Annotated in this window: 20 protein-coding genes and 2 riboswitches; of the genes, 8 read left to right on the top strand and 12 right to left on the bottom strand. The window is 65.1% G+C overall.

Annotation, left to right across the window (positions count from 1 at the left end; genetic code table 11):
• The first annotated feature begins 117 nt into the window (after positions 1 to 117).
• The gene (gene phbB / locus CS1GBM3_RS12790; protein WP_072395751.1) at positions 118 to 846 is read left to right on the top strand and encodes an acetoacetyl-CoA reductase; all 729 of its coding nucleotides are present in this window, start codon (positions 118 to 120) and stop codon (positions 844 to 846) included.
• Between the two features lie 138 nt (positions 847 to 984).
• On the opposite strand, the gene CS1GBM3_RS12785 is transcribed toward phbB, so the two are convergent.
• The 3 genes from CS1GBM3_RS12785 to gloB form a co-directional block, all read right to left on the bottom strand.
• A complete protein-coding gene (locus CS1GBM3_RS12785) occupies positions 985 to 2943 on the bottom strand; it encodes an NYN domain-containing protein (protein WP_072395749.1) in 1959 nt (652 codons plus the stop codon).
• 194 nt (positions 2944 to 3137) lie between these two features.
• The gene (locus CS1GBM3_RS12780) at positions 3138 to 3575 is read right to left on the bottom strand and encodes a cupin domain-containing protein (RefSeq protein ID WP_072395747.1); all 438 of its coding nucleotides are present in this window, start codon (positions 3573 to 3575) and stop codon (positions 3138 to 3140) included.
• A gap of 173 nt (positions 3576 to 3748) precedes the next feature.
• The gene (gloB, locus tag CS1GBM3_RS12775; protein WP_072395746.1) at positions 3749 to 4519 is read right to left on the bottom strand and encodes a hydroxyacylglutathione hydrolase; all 771 of its coding nucleotides are present in this window, start codon (positions 4517 to 4519) and stop codon (positions 3749 to 3751) included.
• 311 nt (positions 4520 to 4830) lie between these two features.
• On the opposite strand from gloB, the gene CS1GBM3_RS12770 reads away from it, so the two are divergent.
• The gene (locus CS1GBM3_RS12770; RefSeq protein WP_244534645.1) at positions 4831 to 5355 is read left to right on the top strand and encodes a methyltransferase domain-containing protein; all 525 of its coding nucleotides are present in this window, start codon (positions 4831 to 4833) and stop codon (positions 5353 to 5355) included.
• A gap of 3 nt (positions 5356 to 5358) precedes the next feature.
• Here CS1GBM3_RS12770 and metW read toward each other — a convergent pair whose 3' ends face one another.
• Positions 5359 to 5988 carry a methionine biosynthesis protein MetW gene (metW, locus tag CS1GBM3_RS12765; RefSeq protein WP_171946492.1) on the bottom strand — a complete coding sequence of 210 codons (630 nt, stop codon included), beginning with the start codon at positions 5986 to 5988 and terminating at the stop codon, positions 5359 to 5361.
• Complete coding sequence (locus tag CS1GBM3_RS12760) at positions 5988 to 7193, bottom strand: homoserine O-acetyltransferase MetX (protein ID WP_083567535.1); 1206 nt, start codon at positions 7191 to 7193, stop codon at positions 5988 to 5990. Before CS1GBM3_RS12760 ends, metW begins: the two co-directional genes overlap by 1 nt.
• 67 nt (positions 7194 to 7260) lie before the next feature.
• Positions 7261 to 7339: riboswitch (SAM riboswitch) on the bottom strand.
• A 248-nt stretch (positions 7340 to 7587) separates the two neighbouring features.
• On the opposite strand from CS1GBM3_RS12760, the gene CS1GBM3_RS12755 reads away from it, so the two are divergent.
• The gene (locus CS1GBM3_RS12755; protein WP_244534644.1) at positions 7588 to 7881 is read left to right on the top strand and encodes a hypothetical protein; all 294 of its coding nucleotides are present in this window, start codon (positions 7588 to 7590) and stop codon (positions 7879 to 7881) included.
• A 28-nt stretch (positions 7882 to 7909) separates the two neighbouring features.
• On the opposite strand, the gene CS1GBM3_RS12750 is transcribed toward CS1GBM3_RS12755, so the two are convergent.
• Positions 7910 to 8722 carry a hypothetical protein gene (locus CS1GBM3_RS12750; RefSeq protein ID WP_072395743.1) on the bottom strand — a complete coding sequence of 271 codons (813 nt, stop codon included), beginning with the start codon at positions 8720 to 8722 and terminating at the stop codon, positions 7910 to 7912.
• Between the two features lie 406 nt (positions 8723 to 9128).
• Here CS1GBM3_RS12750 and hisC point away from each other — a divergent pair, with 406 nt between their 5' ends.
• From hisC to crcB, 4 genes are all read left to right on the top strand, one after another.
• Positions 9129 to 10232 carry a histidinol-phosphate transaminase gene (gene hisC / locus CS1GBM3_RS12745; protein ID WP_072395742.1) on the top strand — a complete coding sequence of 368 codons (1104 nt, stop codon included), beginning with the start codon at positions 9129 to 9131 and terminating at the stop codon, positions 10230 to 10232.
• The gene (locus CS1GBM3_RS12740; RefSeq protein WP_072395741.1) at positions 10229 to 11200 is read left to right on the top strand and encodes a prephenate/arogenate dehydrogenase family protein; all 972 of its coding nucleotides are present in this window, start codon (positions 10229 to 10231) and stop codon (positions 11198 to 11200) included. Before hisC ends, CS1GBM3_RS12740 begins: the two co-directional genes overlap by 4 nt.
• A gap of 15 nt (positions 11201 to 11215) precedes the next feature.
• Entirely contained in the window at positions 11216 to 11887 is a 672-nt protein-coding gene (locus CS1GBM3_RS12735; protein WP_072395740.1) for a gamma-glutamylcyclotransferase, read from the top strand.
• Positions 11888 to 11940: 53 nt separating this feature from the next.
• Positions 11941 to 12001: riboswitch (Fluoride riboswitch) on the top strand.
• 75 nt (positions 12002 to 12076) lie between these two features.
• A complete protein-coding gene (gene crcB, locus CS1GBM3_RS12730) occupies positions 12077 to 12457 on the top strand; it encodes a fluoride efflux transporter CrcB (RefSeq protein ID WP_072395739.1) in 381 nt (126 codons plus the stop codon).
• Positions 12458 to 12530: 73 nt separating this feature from the next.
• Here the strand turns inward: crcB and CS1GBM3_RS12725 are convergent, their stop codons facing one another.
• The gene (locus CS1GBM3_RS12725) at positions 12531 to 12968 is read right to left on the bottom strand and encodes a hypothetical protein (protein ID WP_072395738.1); all 438 of its coding nucleotides are present in this window, start codon (positions 12966 to 12968) and stop codon (positions 12531 to 12533) included.
• A gap of 277 nt (positions 12969 to 13245) precedes the next feature.
• Positions 13246 to 15636 carry an adenosylcobalamin-dependent ribonucleoside-diphosphate reductase gene (locus CS1GBM3_RS12720; RefSeq protein ID WP_072395737.1) on the bottom strand — a complete coding sequence of 797 codons (2391 nt, stop codon included), beginning with the start codon at positions 15634 to 15636 and terminating at the stop codon, positions 13246 to 13248.
• Between the two features lie 259 nt (positions 15637 to 15895).
• Between CS1GBM3_RS12720 and CS1GBM3_RS12715 the strand changes: the two genes are divergently transcribed.
• Positions 15896 to 16093: a hypothetical protein gene (locus CS1GBM3_RS12715; protein WP_139247912.1), complete on the top strand. Its 198-nt coding sequence runs from the start codon at positions 15896 to 15898 to the stop codon at positions 16091 to 16093.
• A gap of 522 nt (positions 16094 to 16615) precedes the next feature.
• Here CS1GBM3_RS12715 and CS1GBM3_RS12705 read toward each other — a convergent pair.
• The 4 genes from CS1GBM3_RS12705 to ftsE all read right to left on the bottom strand — a co-directional run bounded on the left by CS1GBM3_RS12705 (position 16616) and on the right by ftsE (position 19955).
• Positions 16616 to 17350: a lysophospholipid acyltransferase family protein gene (locus CS1GBM3_RS12705; protein WP_072395731.1), complete on the bottom strand. Its 735-nt coding sequence runs from the start codon at positions 17348 to 17350 to the stop codon at positions 16616 to 16618.
• A 5-nt stretch (positions 17351 to 17355) separates the two neighbouring features.
• Positions 17356 to 17976, bottom strand: coding sequence for a YdcF family protein (locus CS1GBM3_RS12700; RefSeq protein ID WP_244534643.1), 621 nt, complete (start codon positions 17974 to 17976; stop codon positions 17356 to 17358).
• Between the two features lie 184 nt (positions 17977 to 18160).
• The gene (locus CS1GBM3_RS12695) at positions 18161 to 19315 is read right to left on the bottom strand and encodes a cell division protein FtsX (protein ID WP_072395729.1); all 1155 of its coding nucleotides are present in this window, start codon (positions 19313 to 19315) and stop codon (positions 18161 to 18163) included.
• Positions 19299 to 19955: a cell division ATP-binding protein FtsE gene (gene ftsE / locus CS1GBM3_RS12690; protein ID WP_072395728.1), complete on the bottom strand. Its 657-nt coding sequence runs from the start codon at positions 19953 to 19955 to the stop codon at positions 19299 to 19301. The genes CS1GBM3_RS12695 and ftsE overlap by 17 nt, the downstream gene beginning before the upstream one ends.
• Positions 19956 to 20260 lie beyond the last annotated feature (305 nt).

Genomic DNA, 20260 nt, shown 5'->3' with positions numbered 1-20260 from the left:
GGGAGGGGGCCCCTACCCATTTGCACTGTTACACTTTGCTGGCTCGCCGTAGTGCGAACGGGGCGCTAATTCCATCACCGAAATCAATTAGAAACCGGCTCTAGGGAGATTCTATTCATGGCGCGCGTCGCTTTGGTTACTGGGGGTACGCGTGGCATCGGCCACGCCATCTCGATTGCACTCAAGAACAAGGGCTATCGCGTTGCTGCGAACTATGCCGGGAACGATGCCGCGGCTCAGCAGTTCCAGGCCGAGACCGGCATTCCGGTCTACAAGTGGAACGTCGGCGATTACGATGCCTGCACAAAGGGTGTCGCCGAGGTTACCAAGGCCCTCGGCCCCATCGATGTTCTGGTCAACAACGCCGGCATAACGCGCGACGCGATGCTGCATAAGATGACGCCCGAGCAGTGGCGCGAGGTGATCAGCGTCGACCTCGACTCCGTCTTCTACATGAGCCGGCTCGTCATCGACACCATGCGTTCGCGCAGCTTCGGCCGCATCATCAACATCTCGTCGATCAACGGCCGCAAAGGCCAGATGGGCCAGACCAACTACTCGGCGGCCAAGGCCGGCATGCACGGTTTCACCAAGGCGCTCGCCTTCGAGACGGCCGCGAAGGGGATCACCGTCAACACCATCGCACCCGGCTACATCAACACCGAAATGGTCGCTGCCGTGCCGAAGGAAGTGCTCGACACGAAGATCATTCCGCAGATTCCGGTTGGCCGTCTTGGCGAGGCCGAGGAGATCGCGCGCGCAGTAGCGTTCGTTGCTGCTGATGACGCGGGCTTCATCACTGGCGCGTGCCTCGACGTCAATGGCGGTCACTACATCGCGCTGTAATAAGCGCACGCCGCCTTTCAATTTAAAGGCCGCGGAGGGAAGCCTCCGCGGCCTTTTTCATTTGCGACACGCGATGGAGACGAAAAAGCCGGCGACCTGATAGGCGCCGGCTTCTCAATTCGTGTTGCGTGCGATGGATCAGCCGCGCAGACGCGAGCGTACGATGCGTGGGAACTCGTCTTCCTCCGCTTCGCTGCCAAACGGCGAAGCCGGTTGCACGCCTTGCGACGACCAGCGATCTCCGCTCGGTTGCTGCGGAGCGGGTGCGCCGTAGCCCTGCGGTTGCGCGGCCGGACGGTTCGGAACCGGTGCCTGCTGCTGCGCGACGCCCTGTGCCAGGCGCTGCGACGCCGGCGCGCCGCCGAACCAGGCATCGATCAAGTCGATCTCGTCGGCCGACAGATTGAGGCCCTGTGAGCGGCAGCGTGCGACGACGAAGTTGCGGAAGCGGCTCGCGAAGAGATTCGCGGACGCGCCCTGCTCGAACCACGGGTCGGCCTCGCTCACGACCTCCAGCACGAACCGCACGTCGTCGCGACGTACCTCGAGGCCCATCTCTCGCGCCCGCTCGACGATGTTGATCAGAGTCTGTTGACCGGAAAGATTGTTGGCGGAGATCTCCACGGCCATCACCTCGAACAGCACGCGGTACTCCGGCGGCGAAAGTGGCGGGGCCTGGCAGGCCTCGTGAATGCGCGCGATCGACTGCTGGATCTGGGATGCTTGATCGGCCGTGCGGGTGACCGGCTGCCGGGGCGCAGGGGCTTCGGCGCGGGGCGGCGCTGCAGCAGGGATGGCGAGCGGCGCGCGATCCGGCGGCGGCGCAAAGAACCCGGACTGGCCGTAGGCCGGCGACGCAGGCGGCGCCTCGGGACGGCTCTGCTGGGGTGCGCTCTGCTCCGTGCGGGGATAAGCCGGGACGGCGCGCTCCTCGCGGGTCGGTGCAAAGCGCGGATCATCGAAGCGCGGTGCGGGGCGCTGCTCCGTACGAGGCTCGCGGTCGAGCTGCGGGCGCTCAGCGCGCTGCGGCTCCAGCGCCGGTTCGGGTGAACGCTGGTCGCGTGCGTAGTCGGCGCGGGCTTCGGTGCGTGCCGGCTGGGACGGTGCATCGAAGCGCGGATCGTAGCGCTCTTCCTGCACCTCGATACGGCGCGCGGGCGGTGCCGGCTGCTGCTCCGTGCGCACTTCGGGCCGTGCCTCGATCTCGCGGGCGATCTGGCGCGTCGGCTCGTAGGCGAAGTAGGGCGGCTGATCGGTCAGCTTGATGTCCTTTGGCAGCGCGCGGGCGAGAAGGTCGCGGAAGCTGCCGGCGCCGCCCCAGGCCGAGCCCACGGTCTTGTCGTGGCCAAGGGTGCGCACAGCGCGATCGGCGAGCGCCTCCAGCGGCACGGGCTGGCCGGCCGAGCGGACGGTGCCGGCCACCTCGTTGACGATCGACTTGCGCATCGTCTCGAGCTCGGCGGAGGACGGCTCACGCAGCGTGCCGCCGGACTTGACCTCGTTGTCGATGCGTCCTTCGAGCAAGAGCGCGATGAGATCGGCCTCGCGCACTTCGCCGTCGCTGATGGCGGTGTAGGGCTGAGCGGTGTGGTCGTTGGCGAATACGACCGTGCGGCGGGCGTGAGCGCGGAGGCGATGCAGAACGGGGGTGAAGTCGGCGTCGCCAGAAAGCAGGATGAACTCGTCGAAGCGCGTCTCGTGGTTGAGCACGTCGCGCACGTCCATCACCATGCGGATGTCGGCGGAATTCTTGAGCTGCGCGGTCAGCGGCGGGCAGTCGACGACCTCGAAGCCCGCGCGCAGGAAGTGGTGGCGCACGAACGGAAACGAGTTCATGTCCGTCGAGTTATCGGATGCGTTGCGGCGCGGAACAGGATTGCCGTAGCAGCGGCTCATGACGATGCGGCGCTGAGCGTTGAGCGGGGTGCCGTTGGTCGGCGTGATCAGGCGTCCGCTCTCGATCTCGCGCAGCCACAGCGCGGCATCCTTGGCGAAGCGCTTGGCCGCTTCCTCGTTCTTCCGTTTCAGCGACAGGTAAATGTTGTCGTAGTCGACGAATACCGTACTGAGAACAGTCCCGGTGGACTCCACCTTCATTGTCTGCAACCCCCGCTGCGCGCACACTTTTTCTCAACCGATTCGCACTCTTCACGAGTCGTGTTTGAGCGGCAAGCGTAGGGCGGACCCGGTCCCCAAGAATTGCTCGAAGACGTGCGAAAACAAAGCGTTTCGCACCTTTCGCTCTTGCAATGAGTGGTGGAAAACTCGGCGCCGCCCCGGTTGGGCCGTGTTCAGCTTTGAGGCTCGGGCACGCGCGGCTCGAATCCGGGGGCGGCGAGCTCGAAACCGTCGAACTCGAATCCTGGGGCCACCGTGCAGCCGACGAGCGTCCAGGCGCCGAGGGACCAAGCCTGCTGCCAGTGTCCCTTGGGCGCGATGCCTTGTGGCCGGTCGCCGTCGATCACGGCGGGGCCCAGTCGCAGCGTCGTCTTAGTGCCTTCGGGCGGCGCGACGGCGAGTATGAGCGGTGCGCCAGCGTACCAGTGCCAGACCTCGACCGCATCGACGCGGTGCCAGCGCGAGACCTCGCCCTCGCGAAGCAGAAAATAGATGGCGGTCGAATGGGCGCGGCCGTTCGCCGGGTCGGCGTCACGGAAGGTTTCGCGGTAGTGCCCGCCTTCGGGGTGCGGCTTGAGCCCCAACTCGGCGATGATGAGATCGGCGTCCATCGGCGGCCCTCTTTCGGATCAGGGGTATGCTAGTCGACCCGTGCTCTCGAGTCTTTCCGCATTTTGTTGAAGCGCGAAAGGGCCTGGTTTCCTCTTTTGCCGTGCTTCCTGGGTAAGACCGGTGTCTTACCTCTTACAAAGGTTCGCGGTGTTGCGGCGGATTCGAAGGCAGATCAAAAGCGGTTCTTGCGCTCGCGGAGGTTGGCGAAGACCTTCCATGCCGGCGCGTCCGGCAGCCCCACGTGCGTGCGAATGGCCTTCTGGTCGGCGCGCAGAAACACGTTCGTTTCGAGCTCGAGATCGACGCGTGTCGGCAGAGTCGGTTGGCCTGCGGCGCGGGCGGCCTCGGCACTTGCCAGGTGCTCGGCCAGGCGCGCGTTGCCGGGCTCGATGGTGATGCCGAACTTGCCGTTCGCGACCGTGTACTCGTGTCCGCAATAAAGCGCCGTATCGGCCGGCAGGCGTACGATTTTTCCGAGAGACGTCCACATCATCTCCGCCGTGCCCTCGAGCACGCGACCGCAGCCCATGGCGAACAATGTGTCGCCGACGAAGGCGACCTTGGCGTCCGGCAGCCAGTAGGAGATGTGGCCCAACGTATGTCCCGGGGTGTCGAACACCTGTATCTTGAGTGTTCCGAGGCTTAGAACGTCAGGCTCCGTCACGCCGCGATCGAGGCCCGGGATGCGCACTGATTCGGTTTTGGGACCGATCACCTCGCAGCCCGTTTCCTCTTTCAGCACCGGAATGCCGCCCGTGTGGTCGGCGTGGTGATGAGTGACGAGAATATGCGTCAGGCGCCAGCCGCGCGCGTTCAGCGCGTCCCTGACGGCCGCCGCGTCGGGTGCATCAACCGCAATCGTAACGCCCCCTTCCGCATCGTGGATGAGGACGCCATAATTGTCTTTAAGGCACGGGAATTGATGAATCTCAGCTTGGGCCATGTTCCTATGCGACCCGCCTGCGCTGATGCCGACTGGATCCAGCCGCAAGCTAGTCTCGCGCCCTTGCCATTTCAATGCCGGCTGGGCGAAATAGGTCCCATAACTCGAACCCCTTGAGGCGAATGCATCCGGACGTCGCATCTCTGAGGGATTTTTACTCCACGCCTCTGGGTCAGATCGCGCGGCGTCTTCTCGCGCGCCGCATCCGCGCGCAATGGGGGTCCGCGGCCGGCGAGACGATCGCCAGCTTGGGGTTCGGCACTCCCTTTCTCGGTGCCTATCGAGGGGAGGCGCGTCATCTGGGGGCGTTCATGCCATCCCGACAAGGGGCGCTGATCTGGCCCGCCGGCGGGCCGATCCTGTCGACGCTGGTCGAGGAAGATCAGCTGCCGCTGCCGGACAACTCCGTCGATCGCCTGCTCGTGGTGCATTGCCTCGAGGTGGCCGAGAGCGTGACGCCGCTGATCCGCGAGTTGTGGCGCGTGCTCAAGCCCGAGGGGCGGCTATTGATCGTGGTGCCGAACCGGCGCGGGCTTTGGGCGCACGTGGACACGACGCCGTTCGGTTACGGCAGCCCCTATAGTCGCTCGCAGCTCGACAACCTGCTCACGTCCTGTCTTTTCTCGCCGGTCACGTTCGGGACGGCGCTGCATCTGCCGCCGTTCGATCGCGGCATCGTGGTCCGCTCCGCGACGGCGTGGGAGCGGGTGGGCACGCGTATGTCGCCGGGGCTTGGTGGTGTGCTCCTTGTGGAAGCGCGCAAGGAAACCGTGGCGCCAATCAAGGGTCTGCCCGCGCGCGCCAAAGCGCTGCGCGTGCTGGTTCCGATCCGGTAGGGCTCAGCGGCGCTTCAGCTTGAACACGGCCTTCTCGCCGAGCAGATTCTGCAGCGACAGCGAGTTCTTGATCGGAAGGCGCTTGCCCTGGCTGTTGAAGGCGACCGCATCCTCGACCTCGGCATCGACGAGCGAGACCAGGTCCACGAAGTCCTTGATCGTGCAGAGGTGCGCGTCGGCCGTCGCGTACCATGGCTCCGGCAGGTTCGGCGTTACGGGCATGCGGCCGGTGAGCAAAAGCGCGGCGCGCACGCGCCAATGGCCGAAGTTCGGGAACGAGACGATCGCATGACGCCCGATACGCAACAGGTTCTCCAGCACGGTCTTGGGATCGCGCGTGGCCTGGATGGTCAGCGACAGCACCGCGTAGTCGAAGGCTTGGTCGGGATAGTCTGCAAGGTCGCTGTCGGCGTCGCCCTGGATGACGGACAGGCCGCTTTTCACGCACAGGTTGACCTTCTCGCGTGACAACTCCACGCCGCGGCCGTCGACGCCCTTGGTTTCGGCGAGCAGCTTCAGAAGCGCGCCGTCGCCACAGCCGACATCGAGCACGCGGGAGCCCGGCACCACCATCTCCGCGATCAAGAGATGGTCGGCCCGCTGCTCGCCCGAGAACGGTACGGCCTTCTGCATCAGGCGAGCCCCCTCTTCGCCGCGGCGGCGCCGATAAAGCCGCGCACCGTTGCATGGAATTCTGGCTCGTCGAGCAGGAACGCGTCGTGACCCTTGTCGCTCTCGATCTCGACGAAGGAGACGTTGGCGGCGACGGCGTTGAGCGCGTTGACGATGGCCTTGCTGTCGCGCGTCGGATATAGCCAGTCGCTCGTAAACGAGACGACGCAGAACTGCGTCTTGGTGCCGAGAAACGCGTTCGCGAGCTTGCCTCCGTGCGCGGATTCGAGGTCGAAGTAGTCCATGGCGCGCGTGATGTAGAGATAGCTGTTGGCGTCGAAGCGATCGACGAACGTCGAGCCCTGGTAGCGCAGATAGCTTTCAATCTTGAAGTCGGCGTCGAACGAGAATGATCGCGCTTGCCGATCCTGCAAGTTGCGGCCGAACTTGCCCTGCAGCGCCTTCTCGGACAGATAGGTGATGTGCGCGGCCATGCGCGCCACCGAGAGGCCGTTCTTGGGAACGACACCGTGCTCGTAGTAGCTGCCGCCACGCCAGCCGGGATCGGCCATCACCGCCTGTCGGCCGACCTCGTGGAAGGCGATGTTCTGGGCCGTGTGCCAGGGCGCGGTCGCGATCGGAATGGCGGTTGCGACGCGCTTCTTCTGCCGTGATGCCCATTCCAGCACCTGCATGCCCCCCATGGAGCCGCCGACCACCGAAAACAGCTCATCGATGCCGAGGTGATCGATGAGGCGCACCTGTGCGTCCACCATGTCGCCGATGGTGATGACGGGAAAATCGAGGCCGTAGGGCTTGCCGGTCTTCGGGTTCAGGGAGGCGGGGCCTGTCGAGCCCATGCAACCGCCAAGGATGTTTGGGCAAATGACGAAGAAGCGATCAGTGTCGATTGGCTTGCCGGGGCCGACCAGGGTTTCCCACCAGCCGGGCTTGCCGGTGACGGGGTGCGCGCTCGCGGCGTGCTGGTCGCCGGTCAGGGCATGGCAAACGAGGATCGCGTTCGATTTGTCGGCGTTGAGCGTGCCATAGGTGTTGTAGGCGATGGTCAGCGGCGCGATTACCTGGCCGGATTCGAGGCGTAGAGCCGCGTCGTCGGGAAATACAACAACGGGGCTCGAGGGGCTCAGGGCCTCGGAGCGCCGCGGCTCGTCTTTCTCGCCGATCGTCTCATCCTGTCCTTCGGACACCGCGTCGGGTGCGCCCATGCATCGTGCTCCCGGCCCGCTCGTGCGGGCTTTCGACACCGGCCTTGAGACCGGCCCACCAAATATGTTCGGGTGCGCGACGGCCCATTTAGCGAGTTATTTTACGTGGCTGCAAGCCGGCCGGCCAAATCACCACGGTCGAAACGAGTTCTCAATATCGGAACTTTCCGGCCAGGGTCAAGGCCGCGCCCTCAGGGCGCAGCCGCGAGAAGGGCAGAAAGGGCCGCCCGGTTAACGGCGCCTCAATGCGTTGGGGCGAAGCTCAAGGGAACTTCACCTGCCGTAAACAGGTTCATTCCGTGCACGGCAGGACGGCGTTCCGAAAGACACACTTGGGCGGCGATCTTACCGCCCCGCATCGACATTCCCCCTTAAATTGGGTTAGGTTAGGCGCATGAAAAATCTCGGTCTCGTCAAACTCGTCATGGCCGCGGCTTTGTTCGCGTTGCCGATGGTTCCAGCGCCGGCCTTTGCTCAGTCCGGAGCTAAGGAAAAGCCGCTGCGCGGTGTCGTGCGCCCGATGCCGAAGCGCGGCGGGTACTCCTACAAATATCTGCAGGGCACGGACACGCGGAAGTTCAACGATCCGACGTACGGCAGCCAGACGACCGCCGGGCCGTTCGACAGCGGCTTCTTCTTCTCGTCGCCAGCTCGGCCGAATGGCGGTGACAGCCCCTACATGCAGTAGGCGGATGGGCTGGCTTGGCCCGGCCCTCCTACGACACTTCTCCGTTGATCGAGAAAAAGACGCTGGTGGAGCCTTCCCACTTGGTGCCGGTCGGCGATGTGATGATCGCCGAGAATACCATATAGCCTTCGACGTAGTTGAACTCGTCCCAGAGCTTGGGTAGGGGCAGGAACTTGAACGCTACCCGCCGGCACGAGTCCTCGAAGCGCACGTACTCGAGAACCTGACGATACGTGGCGTCGACCGTGCAATCGTAGTTGCCGGCTTCGGCGCCGCGCGCGTATTCGACGTTGACCTCGCCCTCCAATGGGCTCGGTCCGTTTCGAACGAATTTGAACGACTTCGGAGCCGCATCATCGAGCCCGACGACTCCGAGTTCGTTGTCTGCTTTTTTGCTCGAGAGCAGGCCCGACGCGCCGCCGCTGAACAGGTATCCGATCAGGAAGCCTAGGGCCAATCCAGCCAGCAAGAACAGGGCATCGCGTAGAATTGGGCGCCCGCCTCGTGGTGCATCGGCGCGGAAGTGCTCCTCCTCCCGCGGCTGGCTCGGTTGGGGCCTTTGCGGCGGCAAGGAGGGCTTCTGAGCCCGCGCGAGGATGTTCGGCACGTCCCTGGTGGGCTGCCTGCCGAACCATGCGCTCTGCTCAGACAGAATGCGAGACGCGGCCTCGTCGAACGCGGCCAGCGCATGCAGGCGCCCTTGCTCGTCGTAGGCGGGATTGGCGACGACCTGCTGCCAAAGCGCGTTGCGCTCGCCGTGGACCAGCTGTTCGAGCTGCGCCGGATCGCCGGGCTGCGAGGCCAGAACCCTGTCCCTCAAATAATCGTAATACGTCGCCATCCCCTCTCGCGCCGTTAGCGGTCCGACCCTGTGCGATGCTTCAACGTACAGCCTGCTGCGTTGCACATGTGTTAGTGCAAGCAGGCGCAGGGGATTACGACAATTTTCCGGGCCGACAGAATGCTTTGGGCCAGATATGCCGCCCTGCGACGATGAGGCGTGGAATACTTCCCTTAGGGGTGAAGCGGCTGGGGGCCTTGGGTGGCGCGCTATCCGTGAGGATAAGGTGCTTATTCGCATATACAATTTTAGATAGTCGGCGTTCCTGCCCCCCGATCTGGCGGCCGAGTTGGCTGGCTAGGCTCTATCTGCGCTTAAACCTTTGCGCTTTTGCCGGCCCGTCGGTATCACGGGGCCTCGCCGCGCCACCGCGGCTCGTTCCACCACCGTCCCCGGAAGCCCCGCCATGGCCGCCTCTGCCCCGAAGCCCCGTCCCGGTGTTCTCGACATCGAGGCCTACGTGCCGGGCGAAGCCAGCGTTCCGGGTGGGGTCAAGCCGATCAAGCTCTCCTCGAACGAGACGCCGCTGGGGCCGAGCCCCAAGGCCGTCGCGGCGTTCTCGGCTGCGGGGGCCGCGCTCGAGCGCTATCCGGACGGCAATGCCACGGAGCTGCGCCACGCCATTGCGCGCCGTTTCGGGCTCAACGCGGACCGCATCGTCTGCGGCGCGGGTTCCGACGAGCTGATCAGCCTTATCGCGCATGCCTATCTCGGCCCCGGCGACGAGGGTCTCTACACCGAGCACGGCTTCCTGCTTTACCGCATCGTGATCCTGGCGGCGGGCGCGACGCCGGTCGTCGCCCCGGAGACCGATCTCAGGGCCGACGTGGACGCGATCCTGGCGCGCGTCACGGAGCGCACGCGCGTCGTGTTTCTCGCCAATCCGAACAATCCGACCGGCACCTATCTCTCGATCGACGAGGTGCGCCGTTTGCGGGCTTTGCTGCCGTCGAACGTGCTGCTCGTGCTCGATGCAGCCTATGCCGAGTACGTGCGCAAGAATGACTATGAAGCAGGTGTCGAGCTCGTCGCCACCACCGAGAACACGGTGATGACGCGCACGTTCTCGAAGATTTTCGGGCTCGCGGGCCTGCGCATTGGCTGGGCCTACTGCCCGGCCGCCGTCGCGGACGCGCTGAACCGCATTCGCGGCCCGTTCAACCTGTCGGTGCCTTCGATCGCCGCCGGTGCCGCCGCGATGGACGACTGGGGGCACATCGAGGCGGCCGTCCGCCACAACGACGAATGGCTACCATGGCTCACGGCCGAGATCGAAAAGCTCGGTCTCAAGGTGACACCGAGCGTCGCCAATTTCGTCCTCGTGCATTTCCCGACCGAGCCGGGGCGCGATGCGGCGGCGGGTGACGCGTTCCTCAAGTCGCGCGGCATCATCCTGCGGCGTGTGGCGGGCTATGGTTTGCCCGGCGCCCTGCGCCTCACGATCGGCACCGAAGCCGAGAACCGAAAGGTCGTCGATGCGCTTGCCGCTTTTGTCGGAGCGCGCGGATGACGAAGGTAAAACGCACATCAAAGGTCATGTTCGATCGCATCGCGCTGATCGGCATCGGGCTCATCGGCTCTTCGATCAGCCATGCCTGCCGCCGCGCAGGGATCGCAGGCGAGATCGTCGGCTCGGCGCGCACGCCGGCTACCGTCGAGACGGCGGTGAAGCTCGATCTCATTTCTGAAGGCTATGTGACGGCCGCGGAAGCGGTCGAAGACGCGGATCTCGTCATCCTGTGCACGCCGGTGGGGCTCTGTGGGCCGATCGCGAAAGAGATCTCGCGCAACCTGAAGCCCGGCGCGATTCTGACGGATGTCGGCTCGGTCAAGGCCGCCATCGTGCGCGACGTCGCTCCGCACGTGCCGGAGGGCGTGCATTTCGTGCCCGGGCATCCGATCGCCGGCACCGAGCAATCGGGCCCCGAGGCGGGCTTTGCGGAGCTGTTCGACGGGCGTTGGTGCATCCTGACGCCGGAGCCGCATACGGACGGCAAGGTTGTCGAGAAGCTCACCGCGTTCTGGGAGGCGCTCGGCTCCAAGGTCGAGATCATGACGCCCGAGCACCACGACCTCGTGCTTGCCATCACCAGCCACGTTCCGCACCTCATCGCCTACAATATCGTCAACACGGCCGCGCATCTCGAACGGGTGGCCGACCGCGAGGTGATCAAGTTCTCGGCCGGAGGCTTCCGCGACTTCACGCGCATCGCCGCCTCCGATCCGACGATGTGGCGCGACGTGTTCCTCAACAACAAGGAGGCGGTACTCGACATGCTCGGCCGCTTCACCGAGGATCTGACGGCGCTGCAGCGGGCGATCCGCTTCGGCGACGGTGACATGTTGTTCCGCACCTTCAGCGAGGCGCGGACGATCCGGCGCGGCATCATCCAGGCGGGGCAGGACACGGCGGCGCCGGATTTCGGGCGCCCGCATACAAGCGAGCCTGGGCTTGCAGCGGACAAGAAGAAGTCCTAGCCGGGGAGCAGCTTGATGCCGGTCGAGCCGGCCGAAACCTGGGTGTTCGGCTACGGGTCGCTGATGTGGAACCCGGGCTTTCCGTTCGTGGAAGCACAGCGCGTGCGGCTCGTGGGCTATCATCGCGCCTTCTGCATCTACTCCATTCACTACCGGGGCACGTTGCGGCAGCCGGGGCTCGTTCTCGGGCTCGATCGCGGTGGCGTGTGTGAGGGCATGGCATTCCGGCTGGCGCCCGAAGCACAAGATGCGGTTGTGCGGTATCTGAGGCGCCGCGAGCTGATCTACGGCGTCTATCGCGAAGCCCTGGTGCCGGTTGAGCTTCACGGCTCGCCGCGCACGGTGTGGGCCATAACCTACATCGCCGAGCGCTCGCATCCGGCCTATGCGGGCTCGCTGCCGCTCAAGCGCGAAGCGGACCTCATCCGCCGCTCGGCTGGCTTTGGCGGCACCAATCTCGAGTATCTCGCAAGCACCATCCGCCACCTCAAAGAGCTCGGCATTTACGAGCCGCGGCTCGCGCGGCTTGCCACGCTCACGGGGCCGTTGGCGGCGCGTGCGACGGGGGATGGCAACGAGGCCGCGTCTAGCGCCGTGGCGCTGAGGCGGGCATGGGCGGCTCGGCCGATCGCCTCGCCGCGCACGGTGCGCGATAACCGCTTCGGATTCCGCGCCAAGCTCGATTGACGCGTTGTCGCCGCACCGCCTTGTCAAAGGCCGGCGCTTCGCGCACATTGCCGGCGTGGGATGGGAATGGAGTCTCCCGACAACCGCCGCAAGGCTGATGGCTCCTACCAGGCGCTTTTTTGCGCGGGTAGGAGCTTGCGTAGAGCTTCCCTGTGCGGAAGCTGAGCGAAGTCGAATGCGGAGGTTTGCATGTTGGCATCCATCGTCGTTTTCATCGGCGCAGGAGTGGGCGGCCTGCTGCGCCACTTCCTGAATACGTGGATCACCGCCCTGATGGGGACAGGGTTTCCTTACGGCATCCTGGCGATCAACGTCATCGGCTCGACGGCGATGGGGCTTGCGGTGGGGTGGTTCGCATTCCGTGGAGAGGCGCTTCCGGAGCTGAGGCTGTTCCTCGCCACCGGCATCCTCGGCGGTTTCACCACCTTCTCGGCCTTCTCGCTCGATACCGCGCTTCTGATGGAGCGTGGCGAGGCGCTTGCTGCCGTGACCTACGCAGTGGGGAGCGTCATCCTCTCCGTGCTCGGGCTGTTCCTTGGCCTTTGGGCCATGCGCGCCGCGTTCGGCTGACTGAAACGAAAATCGCGCCGGCTTGGGGGAAGCCGACGCGATGGTCGTGACGGGAGGGGGGAAGGGTCAATACTCAGTGGCGCGTGGCGGCCATAGGGGTGCTCATTTCGGCGTCGATGCCGCCGGCGCGCAGATCGAGCTCGACGACGCGGCGCTCTTGAGCCGACGGGGCGAGCAGATGGATGTGGACCTCGTTGGCACCGAGGCGTGCCGCGCGATGGCGGATCTCGGCGAGGTTCAGCGAGGGTGCCTGGTTCTTCAGGTGGCCGATGGCGAGCACCGAGCGCTGGCCTGTGATGTCGCGGCGCACCAGCAGGAAGTTGGCGGCCGGAACCTCCGGGCAGTCGAGAAGATCGTAGACGGTGTGAACGTAACGCTGGCCGGAGGCGCCGCTCCAGAAGTGGAAGCCGGCGTTCCGATCGAGGGTGTCGTAGGCCTTGGAGACCTGAGGGGCGGACTCCAGACGGCGGCGGGCTCTGGCCTCAGCGAGTTGAATGACACGCGCTCCCATCTTGCAGTTCCTTGCCGAGTTACGCGGCTCTAATCACTACCGAACGCTCTTGAGAATGCTCTGAATTTCCAGCCTAAATGTGGCTCGAACTCAGTCATTTTTGGGCATTTGCGCCTGCCGTTAGTGTTACCAGGAGGGCGGGCCGCAGCGCTGTTTCGTGCGGAACCAAGCTTGCGAGTCATGGGGTTAGCGGGGGCGCTCCTCGCCCTCGATGTCCGCTGCCGTTGCCACGGATCCGTCACGTTTTTTCCCGCTGCGGGGTGATCCTTCTCGAGCTTCAGTCGCACCGCGAGAAGCCGCAGGCGCGGCATGTCCAGCAGCCCTCCTCCTTCACGAAGGCCTGCGCCGCGCAGCGCGGGCAGCTGCGGCCAAGGGGACGGCTCCCGCTTCTCAAAGCTGCGTTCTCTTCGCCGCCGTGCGCCACGGCGACCGGTGGAGCAAGCGGCAGCTCCGACACGCCGTCGGGATCGGAGAGGAAGCCGATGCGCTTCATATGCGCTTCGATCACCTCGCCGATGGCGGCGAGCAGGCTCGGCACGTAGCGCCCGCCCATCCAACGGCCACCCTGCGGGTCGAACACGGCCTTCAGCTCCTCGGCGACGAAGGCGACGTCGCCGCCGCGGCGGAACACGGCGCTGATCATGCGCGTCAGCGCGACCGTCCAGGCGTAGTGCTCGAGGTTGCGCGTGTTGATGAAGATCTCAAAGGGACGGCGGCGGCCGTTAGTTTCAATATCGTTGAGGGTGACGTAGAGCGCGTGGTCGCTCTCGGGCCACTTGAGCTTGTAGGTGTAGCCCGCGAGCACGGGATCGCGGTCGAGAGGCTTTGCCATGTAGATGACGCCGCCATGGCCCGATGGCGCCGCGCCAGCGGTGCCGGGTGGGGCGGCGGGGGCCGGCGCGACGTGTAAAGGCTCGATGGTTACAGTGCTCTCGTCGGGCGTCGCGGCGGGCGCCTCGATGGCAGAGAGCACGGCGCCGGTTACCGTGTTCGGGCGATAGGCGGTGCAGCCTTTGAGGCCAAGGTCGAAGGCTTCGAGATAGATCGATTGAAACGCCTCGAAGGAGATGTCGGCCTGGCAATTGATGGTTTTCGAGATCGAGCTGTCCACGTGCCGCTGCAGCGCGGCCTGCATCACGAGATGCTCGCGCGGCGTCAGGTCCGCTGCCTTGACGAAGGCCGGCGTCAGGGGTGCGTCGTTCCCGGCCACGCGCCGGTAACGCGCATGCGCCAGGTCCTCGACCTCTTCGACATGAGGATTTCCATCCCGGTCCAGAACGCGGCGGGCGTAGCGGAAGTCGAACACCGGCTCGACGCCCGACGAGACGTTGCCGGCGAACAGCGAAATGGTGCCGGTGGGAGCGATCGAGGTCAGGCAGCCGTTGCGGATGCCGTGGCGGCGGATGGCGTCCTGCACCTCGGCGGGCAAGCGTTGCAGGTTTGGCGCGGCGAGGAACTGCTCGGCGTCATAGAGTGGGAACGCGCCTTTCTCGGCGGCCAGCTCGGCGCTGGCAAGATAGGCCGCGCGCTCGATGGCGCCCATCCAGCTCTCGGCAAGACGCTCCGCCTCGGGCGAGCCGTAGCGCACGCCGAGCGCGATCAGCGCGTCGGCGAGCCCGGTCACGCCGAGCCCGATGCGCCGCTTGGCCTTCGCCTCCTGTCGCTGGGCGGCCAGCGGATAGCCGGAGATATCGACGACGTTGTCGAGGAAGCGCACGGCAATGCGCGTGCGCTCCTCGAGGCGGGTGAGATCGAGTGCTGCGTCTTTCGCAAACTGCTCTCTCACCATCTCGGCGAGATTGATGGAGCCGAGCAGGCAAGCCCCGTAAGGCGGCAACGGCTGCTCTCCACAGGGATTGGTGGCGCGGATCTCCTCGCAGTAGGAGAGGTTGTTCTGGCGGTTGATGCGGTCGATGAAGATGACGCCGGGCTCGGCGTAATCGTAAGCGGCGCGCATGATGCGGTCCCACAGCGCGCGCGCCTCGATCGTCTTCACGACCTTGCCGTCGAACACGAGATCCCACGGTTTGCCGGCGCGCACGGCGGCGATGAAGGCGTTTGTCACCAGCACCGAGAGGTTGAAGTTGCGCAGCTTCAGGGGATCGGACTTGGCGTCGATGAAGGCTTCGATGTCCGGGTGATCGCACCTCAGCGTGCCCATCATGGCGCCGCGGCGCGCGCCGGCCGACATGATAGTGCGGCACATGGCGTCCCAGACGTCCATGAAGCTCACGGGGCCTGAGGCGTCGGCGCCGATGCTGCGCACCAGCGCGCCCTTGGGTCTCAAGGTCGAGAAATCGTGGCCGATGCCGCCACCCTGCTGCATGGTGAGGGCGGCTTCCTTCACGTTCTCGAAGATGGAGCCGAGGTCGTCCTCGATGCGGCCCATGACGAAGCAATTGAAGAGCGTGACGGCGCGGCCCGTGCCGGCGCCGGCCAGGATGCGGCCTGCGGGCACGAAGCCGAAGTCCGACATCGCCTCGTAGAAGCGCCGGGCCCAGCGGTCGCGCACGCGCTTGCCGCCCTTCTCGACGGAGGCCGCAGCCTCAGCGACGCGGCGGAAGGTGTCGGCCAGCGTCTCGTCGCGGGCGGCGTCGCTTGTGAGCCGGTACTTGCGCCGCCAGATCTCTTCCGAGATTGGCGACAGGAATGCAGGCGCGTCGGTCATGCAGGCCCTCAAGCCTTGAAACGGCCCCTAAATATAGGAGCGCGCCGCGCCGACGTCAAACAAATGTTCTCTTTAAGTTCTCGTTTGTTCTTCTCAAGGCTCTCCCGCCCCTGGTCGTGTCTCAGTTTGAAAATCCTTGCTTGGCGCCTTCGACACGGCTTACCCAGGCTGAATGGCGGGGTATTGGCGAGACGTACATTCGAGGACGATTGCCGCAGCGCGTAAGGCGGCGAACATCGAGACGCGGGACAAGATGATCATGGTCATCGTTGTCCAGATGATCATTGGCGCCGTCATTTTCTATCTCACGCAGCAATCGGATATGACGACCAGAGTCGTCAGCGCGCTTGCACCGTTCCTCCTGTTGCCGGTGTGGTACACCTCAAGCTGCCGTCCGTCCCTCCTGAAATGGCCCAAGATGCAGAGCGCCGCCATAGCCAGCGCGTTGCCGAGATAGAAGTACAGCGTGACGCGGCGTTAGCAGAGCTTCACGCCCTAAGGAAACCTCCTCCTCCGGAGCGAGATCCGGACGGACTCTATCAATTCGAACGAAAAGTCGGGCAAGTGCGGGTTCCCCGACAGGATCTCGCTAGAGGGCTCGTCTCGTTCGAGCAGATCGTCGGAGCCATCGACCTTAACGTTGAACAGCAGTTTGAGTATCGCGACTTTATTCTGCGCATAGAGTCGCGTTCATCGGAGGGCAGGGTGTCGTTCGGTGGGCAGCGGGAACGCAGCATTGAAGGCGTGCATTGTCGGATCATCGGTCGGAGGTGAGAACGCGCTTTTTGTACGTCTTCGGGGCCGTCCCGGCTTCGGCGCGACGGCATCCATCAGCACAACAAGGTCATCGAACGACAGGAGCTTGTCCGTGAGTCCTGCGGCCATGGCGGGGGTGACGCGCAGCGTCTTGTGGATGCCACCGGTCGTAAAACTAGAAGTAGAACGGCAGGGCGCGTTCAAAGCCGATTTTCAACGCTCGTTATTTCAAACCTGAGAGGCTCTGGCGGCCCTCTTTGACAAGGCGTTGAGCGGCTTCCTCGAGGCGGGCTTCCAGCAACGCGCGGAACTCCTTGCGCGGCAGGCCGGGCGGAATGGGGTCGAGGAATTCGACCACGATGGTGCCCGGGTGCCGGATCATCGAGCGGCGCGGCCAGAAGAGGCCCGAGTTCAGTGCCAACGGTACGCACGGCAGCTCGAGCGCTTCGTAGAGGGCGACGTAGCCGGGCTTGTAGTCGGGCGGGGCGCCGGGCGCCTGGCGCGTGCCTTCCGGAAAGATGACGATCTCGCGGCCCTGGTCTGCCTTGCGCTTTGCGTCAGTGATCATGGCCTTGAGCGCCTTCGCGGCCTTGTCGCGCTTCACCAGGATGTGCTCGAACTTGACGCAGAACCAGCCGTAGAACGGGATCCACTTCAACTCATCCTTGAGCACGATGGCGGGGTCGCGGAACAGCGGCACGAGGCCGAAGGTGTCCCACGCCGATTGGTGCTTGGAGACGACGAGGCAGGCCCCTTTCGGCAGCTTGTCGTGGCCGCGCACCTCGAGCTTTGTGCCGGCGATCACGCGCAACAGCCAGACGCAGATGATGCCGTGCAGCTTCAGCCCGGCCATGGCCCAGCTTCTGGGCCCGAGCAGCAGCCACGAGCCGAACACCAGCATCAGGGCGGTGGTTACGTAGAAGGCGAATGCGAACAGGTAGGAGCGGAGGAGGAGCATCGGCTCTAGGACTTGGGTGGTGTGCCGGAGGCGGCCGTAACGGACGTTGATTGCCACGGTGATATGACGCGAGATACCGCCAAACGGGCCGCGGCGGGCAGGAACTTTATGTACTCGGAGGCGAGCAGCCGTGTCGCCGTGGAATCGAGCCACCAGGCCCTACGGCGTAGTACATCGGGCGCAACCGGATGGGGTACGAGCTCGGTGTTCGGCATGGCGCGCGCCAGCTCGGCCAAGCTACGCGGCATGTGATAGCTCGCCGTGACGACGATCAGGCGGTCGTAGCCCAAAGCTTCCGCCCAGCGAGCCGTTTCGTCGGCGTTGCCGATGGTGTTCAGGGCGGCATAGCCAAGGTCAACGCAGCAGTTGAAGGTCTCCTCGTCGAGGCCGGAAATCCTGAGCAACGAGGCACGACCGATCTTCTGGTTCACCCCCGAGATCAAAAGGCGCTCGCCCCGCCTGTCCTGCAGCAGGCGGGCAGCCTCGGTAATCCGGGTCTGGCCCCCGGTCAGCACGACGATGGCGTCGGCGCGGGCGTCCTGCAGCTCAGGCTCGCGCGTCACGGCGTTCGCGAAGACCACGAACCCGAACGCGACGAGAGCGAGCGCGCCGCCCGTGGTCGCCATGATTGCGCGTCTAAAGCCCATTGCTCATCCGGCCTGGAACCGGCTCCGTGGGCCGCACGGCCGTCTCGTGCCGGGGCCTGCCCGGTTCGGAGACTAGCTGATTGGCCTCACTTATGACAGGTCGTGCATGGGATGTCTTCCACCGGGCAAAAGCGGGGCGTAAGGCGGGATTATCCCCCGTCTCCTACGCCTTGCTGTTCAGGATGCGGAAGACGCCGAAGCGGGACGTCAGCATGCAGAGCGCCGCGATGACCACCACCACGATGCCCAACAGCACGTAGCCCGCGGTATCGAGCGTTCCCGAGCCGACCAGCCGATTGAGCTCGGTCAGCGTTATCGATCCGCCCCCCAGGATCTGGACGATGAACGGCATCAGCAGGAAGACGGCCAGCGCCAGCCCCGCGCCGACGAGCCCCGCGCGCACCCCGAGGCGAAGGAAGTGCTTCTCGAATTCGCGCGCGATGAAGCGGTCCGTCGCGCCGACGAAGTGCAGCACCTCGACGATCTCGCGGTTCGAGGCCATCGAGCTCTTGGTCGCGGAGACGATGATCGCCGTCGTCGCCATGGCGACGAGGGCGAGGATCGCCAAGCCGCCGAGCGCGAAGCTGTTGGTGATGGTCGCGATCTGCCGTTGCCAGCGACGGTGGTCGTCCAAGGTGACGCCCTGGAAGCGGCTCGCGAGGCCGGCGCGGATGGCGTCGACATCGGGCGCGGCCGAGCGATCGAGTTCGAGCGCGATCAATCGCGGCAGCGGCAGTGCGTTGAGGTCCTCGATCTGACCCAGCCACGGCTCGAGCAGGCCCGCGGATTCCGCGGCGCTCATCTCCGTGACCTTGGCGATGCCGCTCTGTTGGCCGAGGTAGGTTGCGACGTCGCGGACGACCCGGTCGGTGTCCACGCCGTCCTTGGCCTGGACCTGGACCGTGACCTCGCTGGCGATGTCCTTCAACCAAGCGTTGGCGGACTGGCGGATCATGTAGACCGCGCCCACCGTCAGGCAGGCGAGAAAGCACATGATAGTGATGACGAGCGTCAGCGATTTGCCGGTGACGGAGCCTGCCGGCACGATCGGCGCGGTGTGGGATTCGCCCTTGCGGGGCTCGCGGCTCGGCGGGGACGTATAAACGTCGGCTTGGGCGTGGCGCTCGTAGTCGCTTCTGAGCGCCGCCTCGCCGCCCGATATGGGGTCGGGCTCGTAGGTCGCGTACTCGACGCGCGATTGCGTCGAGACGTGGCCGCTCTGGGTCACGACATCCTCGTAGGGGTCGTAGTCCGGCACGCGATGCGGGTCGAGCCCACGCATCGGTGGCCGGCCGGGTCTGTCATACGATCCGGACATGGCCGTCGTGAAGCTCCAGTCGGGGCGCTTTAAATTGGCGCATAAGCTGATGGTCGTGGGTGGCGATAAGAACGGATGTGCCGAGCCGGTTCAGCTCGATGAAAAGACGGAGCAGGCGGCGCGCCATCTGCGGGTCGACGTTACCGGTCGGTTCGTCTGCGAGCAGCAACTCGGGCTTGCCGATGACGGCGCGTGCGATGGCGGCGCGCTGTTTCTCACCGCCCGACAGCACCGAGGGATAGCCGTGCATGCGGTCGCCGAGGCCGACCCACTGCAACAGGTCGGTGACGTCCTCTTTATAGTCGTCGACGCGTTTGCCGATGACGCGCAGCGGCAGCGCCACGTTCTCCCAGGTCGTCAGGTGCTCCAGCAGGCGGAAATCCTGGAACACGATGCCGATACGGCGGCGCAAGGGAGCGCGCTTGCCGGTGGTGATGCGGCTCACGTCCTGGCTGAAGAGCTGGATCTGACCACGAGTCGGGTGCAGCGACATGAACAGCAGCCGCAGCAGGGATGATTTTCCAGCGCCGGACGGTCCAGTCAGGAAGTGGAACGAGCCGGGTCGCAGATGGAAACTCACGTCGGAGAGGACTTCCGGCCCCCGGTCGTATTTGAGACCGACATTGGTCAATCGTATCACGGGCGGTCCGCTCCGGGATGAAGCTTTGGTTTCTGGCTCGAGCGCCTATATGCGGGAACGCGAGGGGAGTATCAATCTGTTACGAATATGGCGGGGGGGGGTACAATCACGTCTCAGACGCGTTCACGACGTCGCGCCACCTCCCTTGCATCACAGTGCGGATCGCCTGATAGCTTGGGCCGGCACCTTGGGTTCGTCGCGAGGGCGTCGGCCCTGGGCAAGGATGAGGTGCTAAGCATATGATTTCGAGCGGGTTTCGGTTCAGCCGGCCGCGTAACGGCTCTGGGCCGGGAGACAAGGACGCG

Source organism: Hyphomicrobium sp. CS1GBMeth3 (assembly GCF_900117455.1).
Taxonomy (GTDB): Bacteria; Pseudomonadota; Alphaproteobacteria; order Rhizobiales; family Hyphomicrobiaceae; genus Hyphomicrobium_C.
Note: the sequence above shows the minus strand (reverse complement) of the source record. Positions and strands in the feature narration are given on the sequence as shown.